This is a genomic window from Pseudomonas sp. ES3-33, assembly GCF_000952175.1.
Taxonomy (GTDB): Bacteria; Pseudomonadota; Gammaproteobacteria; order Pseudomonadales; family Pseudomonadaceae; genus Aquipseudomonas; species Aquipseudomonas gregormendelii.
The window spans coordinates 1-2,235 of record NZ_JZRI01000084.1 but is presented as its reverse complement, the minus strand read 5'-3'; the positions used below and the strand labels follow the sequence as shown (position 1 = coordinate 2,235).

2 protein-coding genes are annotated in these 2,235 nt (G+C 45.3%); both read right to left on the bottom strand.

Going from position 1 to position 2,235, the window contains the following annotated elements; all coding sequences use genetic code 11:
* Positions 1 to 96: 96 nt before the first annotated feature.
* Positions 97 to 1,131, bottom strand: coding sequence for a polysaccharide biosynthesis protein (locus tag UB23_RS15995; protein WP_045060273.1), 1,035 nt, complete (start codon positions 1,129 to 1,131; stop codon positions 97 to 99).
* A gap of 37 nt (positions 1,132 to 1,168) precedes the next feature.
* The coding region (locus UB23_RS15990; protein WP_045060272.1) for a hypothetical protein at positions 1,169 to 2,235 on the bottom strand (1,067 nt) is incomplete at its 5' end.

Sequence of the window (2,235 nt, the reverse complement as noted above, 5' to 3'; positions counted from 1 at the left end):
AAATCGGAGCACCACAACGTCTTGGCGCTCCTGTAAGTGAGCGATAAGGTTTTTGCCGACAAATCCATTCGCAACGGTAATCAAGACTCTCATTCTTTATTCCTCAGGCACTGCATGTTCGCCGCGCTGGATGGCACGCATGAAATCGAGTTTCAACAACAGTTTCTTCATACCTTCGACGTCCAAACGCTCGGTGTTGTGCGAATTATAATCTTCCATCGTGGAAATCTTTTCTTCGCCTTGCTCTACGAATTTGCTGTAGTTCAAATCACGCAAATCAGGTGGCACTCTAAAATATTCACCCATGTCTTCCGCACAGGCCATTTCTTCGCGGCTTAATAGAGCTTCGTACAGTTTTTCACCATGCCTGGTACCTATTATCTGAATAGGATGCTCGGGCTGTCCCAACATTGAAGTCAACGCAAGCGCAAGAGTCTCTACTGTAGCAGCTGGCGCCTTCTGGACGAATAGGTCCCCGTTATTACCATGTTCAAACGCATATAATACAAGATCCACCGCATCGGCTAACGTCATCATAAAGCGTGTCATATTTGGATCGGTAATGGACAACGCTTGGCTTGCTCGGATCTGGTCAATAAACAACGGAATAACCGAACCGCGCGAGGCCATCACATTTCCATAACGCGTGCCGCATATGACAGTCTTGGTTTCATCGACATTTCGAGATTTCGCGACCATGACTTTTTCCATCATCGCTTTCGAAATACCCATTGCGTTAATTGGATATACCGCCTTATCGGTGCTTAAGCACACTACACGCTTTACTTCGTTCTGAATCGAAGCTTCGAGCACATTATCAGTGCCGATCACGTTGGTTTTAACTGCTTCCATCGGGTGGAACTCGCAGGAAGGCACTTGTTTCAGTGCTGCGGCATGGAAAATATAGTCCACCCCACGAGTCGCATTTAAAACACTTTGGTAATCACGAACATCACCTATATAAAATTTCAGTTTCGGACTGGCATAGCGCTTGCGCATATCATCTTGCTTTTTCTCATCCCGACTAAAGATCCGAATTTCATTGATATCTGTAGAAAGAAATCTTTTCAGAACGGCATTCCCAAAGGAACCCGTACCTCCAGTGATAAGCAGCGTTTTATTTTCGAACATCACCAAGCCCTTATAAAGTCAATATTTGCCGGCATAATCATAGCCCATCAGAGGCAAGCGTTCCATTATCACTCTCACCAGGCAATGAATCCAGCGTGGTTACAGACGGCGCAAATGCAATGGCCGCAGTCGCGAAACCAATCAAAAGCATCCCATTTGAGGAAAATATGTATGGATTGATCGCTGATATCGCAGAATATAGAAATATCGAAGGGGCAATCCATGGATACCCAGACTTCGCTACCTTTCCGCTGAGCGACAGAAATGCAAGCAGAAAAACCAGCATCGCGGTACCGAACAAACCAAATACTCGAAGGAGCTCTACGTACGTTAGCTCTGTCTTACTAGCCCCCTCTGGCAACATGTTCTGTAGAACTGGTGACCACACATGAGCGTTGAATCCCTGACCGAACAATACCACCTGAGGACTGGCGAAAATTTCGCCATAACTTCCCAGATATCCTATCTTCGTCGCATTACTCTGTTCCCCGGCTCCAAACATCTCATTTACGATAGGTACATCGATGAACAATAAAGCGGTAAAAGCCAAGATGATCGATAACAATATCAACGCGATGGCACCTCGTCCAAACCGGTGCCACATCCATACAAAAACAGGAGCGCACAGAGATAAAATTATGCTCGCACGGGTACCTGACAGAAATAATGCAAATACAGGAAGCATTAGAAACACAGCAGCTTTAAGAGACGGCCTGTCCAACATCTTCCATGTTTCATGACAAAGTAGAAAAATCAGCATTGGCGATGCTATAAAATATATATAGTAGAACGCTACACCTGCGTATTCTCTCTCACCAACGTAAGCCACACCATTAGCAACAAAAAAGTAGACAAAGTCAGTGAACGTATCTGTAGCAATAAATAGGAAGCTAACTAGAATTACAGCACTTAAAAGCCGCAGCGATACCACGAGTGCGCGATATGCCCACCATAGGTAACCGGGCGCCAGATACAACAGTGAACAAACCATATAAACAGCAGCTGAAATGTAAGATGTATCTATGAATGCCCCAGATACGCCCCCTCGCAAGACCGCCATTAATAAGCCATAAGCAGGGAGGTAACTGTCTCTTATACACATCT